This window comes from Rhodoblastus sp. (assembly GCF_041915505.1).
Lineage (GTDB): Bacteria > Pseudomonadota > Alphaproteobacteria > Rhizobiales > Beijerinckiaceae > Rhodoblastus.
Genome location: NZ_JAYSBG010000442.1, coordinates 1 through 2,591, shown reverse-complemented (window position 1 = coordinate 2,591; position 2,591 = coordinate 1). Strand labels below are relative to the sequence as shown.

Here is a 2,591-nt window from a genome sequence, read left to right as displayed (position 1 = left end):
CATCACGACCCCAGTCACCATGACGACCGCGACAATGCTCAGGGGCACGATGCGGAAAAGGCGCGAGACGAAGATCGACGGCCAGTTATTGGCCGAGAAGCCGGCGCGGATGCGCGGATAGAACAGCAGCCCGGTCGCCATGAAGAATAGCGCGACGGCGCCCGAGCCGATCATCTGGAAGAAATTGATCGTCGGCGTCGACCAGCCGGCCCCAAGCCGCGCCATCTGCATCCAGACGACGAAATGATGGAACATCACGGCGAGGCAGAGAAAACCGCGCAAGCCGTCGATCTGACCTATTCGCTTCTCACTGGCGGGCAGCGGAAAGCCGAGCCGCGCGATCAGTTCGCCGGCGGCCATTGCCGCGGCGAAGGTCAGGACGAAACCGACGAACAGTCCGGGAAGGGGATAGTTCATGTTTGCGGCGTCGTCACGCCGCCGTCGCGACGGCTTCGCAGACGTCGTCGACGATCTGCTCGACCAGGGCGCGGTCGTCGCCTTCTGCCATCACGCGGATCACCGGCTCCGTGCCCGAGGGGCGGATCACCAGCCGGCCTTCGGCGCCGAGTTTTTCGCGCGCCGCGGCGATCGCCTTGGCGACATTGGCGGCCTCCAGCGGCTTGCCGCCCTTGAAACGCACGTTTTTCAGGATCTGCGGCAGCGGATCGAAGGCGTGGCAGACTTCCGATACCGGCCGGCCGCGCCGCTTGACCACGGCCATGACCTGCATGGCGGCCACCAGGCCGTCGCCGGTGGTGCTGTAATCCGACAGGATCACGTGGCCGGACTGTTCGCCGCCGATATTATAGCCATGCTCGCGCATATGTTCGAGCACATAGCGGTCGCCGACCGGCGTGCGGGCGAGCGACAGGCCGATGGAGTGGAGATAGCGTTCCAGGCCGAGATTGGACATGATGGTGGCGACGATGCCCGGCTGCGACAGGCGGCCTTCTTCCTTCCAGTCCTGCGCCACCACAGCCATCAACTGGTCGCCGTCGACCAGATGGCCGTTCTCGTCCACGATCAGCACGCGGTCGGCGTCGCCGTCGAGGGCTATGCCGATATCGGCGCGCAATTCGCGCACGCGGCGGGCGAGCGCCGCCGGCGCGGTCGAGCCGACATCGCGATTGATGTTCATGCCGTCTGGCTCGACGCCGAGCGAAAAGACTTCGGCGCCCAGCTCCCACAGGGCTTCCGGCGCCACCTTATAGGCGGCGCCATTGGCGCAATCGATCACGATGCGCATGCCCTCGAAGGACATGTTGCGCGGGAGGGTGTGCTTGGCGAATTCGACATAGCGCGCCCGCACGTCGTCGACGCGGCGGGCGCGGCCGAAGGCGGATGGCTTGGCGAGCTTCGGATCGAGATCGGAGCCCATCAGGGCCTCAATGGTCTGTTCGACCTCATCCGACAGTTTGAAGCCCTGCGGGCCGAACAATTTGATGCCGTTATCCTCGAAGGGATTATGCGAGGCCGAGATCATCACGCCGAGATCGGCGCGCATGGAGCGGGTGAGCATGGCGACGGCCGGCGTGGGCATCGGGCCGAGCAGCAACACGTCCATGCCGACCGAGGTGAAGCCGGCCACCAGCGCATATTCGATCATATAGCCGGAGAGCCGGGTGTCCTTGCCGATCACCACGCGATGGCGATAGTCGCCGTTTTGGAAGACGAGGCCGGCGGCCTGGCCGACTTTCATGGCGAGTTCAGGCGTAATGACTTTGTTGGCGAGGCCTCGAATGCCGTCGGTGCCAAAATATTTGCGGCTCATCGCGGAAAACTCTCTGTTTGCAGCGGGCTGATCCCGGATGTTCGGGCAAGATATATAAGATTTCGCCGGCGCCGCGCTTCACAAAACATGAACGGATTTAACAGTTTCCCAGAACGCAAGCGACGGCCCGCGCAGCGGGGGCTGCGCGGGCCGTCAAAAAAATCCCTGCGTCAGGATTGCGGCGCCGGGGCGAGGCCGGGGTCGCCGTCTCCGGTCCAGGTCGATTTGCCGGCGGCGGGCACGGGCGAGCGGCGCGGGCTGGCCGGCGCCTCGTCCTGCGTGTCGCGCACCGGCTCGACGCCGTTGAGCAGGCCGGTGATCTCGTCGCCGGTCAGGGTTTCATATTCGATCAGCCCCCTGGCGAGCTTTTCGAGATCGTCGCGCTTCTCGGTGATGATGCGGCGCGCCTCGGCCTGTCCGGCCTCTACGAGACGGCGCACCTCGCCGTCGATCTTCTGCGAGGTCGATTCCGAGATATTCTGCTGGCGACCCATGGAATAGCCCAGGAACACCTCTTCCTGGTTCTCGCCATACATCACGCTGCCGAGTTCATCCGAGAAGCCCCAGCGGGTCACCATGGCGCGGGCGAGCTTGGTCGCCTGCTCGATGTCGCTCTGGGCGCCGGACGTCACCTTGTCCTTGCCGAAGATGATCTCTTCGGAGACGCGGCCGCCCATGAGCACGGCGAGGCGGGAGGTCATCTGCTCGTAGCTCATCGACAATTTGTCGCGCTCCGGCAATTGCATGACCATGCCCAAGGCGCGGCCGCGCGGGATGATCGTGGCCTTGTGGACCGGATCGGTGGCCGGGACATTGAGCG

2 protein-coding genes and 1 pseudogene are annotated in these 2,591 nt (G+C 64.8%); all 3 read right to left on the bottom strand.

Going from position 1 to position 2,591, the window contains the following annotated elements; translation table 11 throughout:
• Nucleotides 1–417, bottom strand: a 417-nt coding sequence (locus ACE3S9_RS18295; protein ID WP_374547907.1) for an acyltransferase family protein, incomplete at its 3' end; no start/stop codon positions are given.
• Between the two features lie 13 nt (nt 418–430).
• A complete protein-coding gene (gene glmM, locus ACE3S9_RS18290) occupies nt 431–1,771 on the bottom strand; it encodes a phosphoglucosamine mutase (RefSeq protein WP_374547906.1) in 1,341 nt (446 codons plus the stop codon).
• Nucleotides 1,772–1,941: 170 nt separating this feature from the next.
• A pseudogene (locus ACE3S9_RS18285) lies at nt 1,942–2,591 on the bottom strand (cell division protein FtsH); the annotation flags it as partial.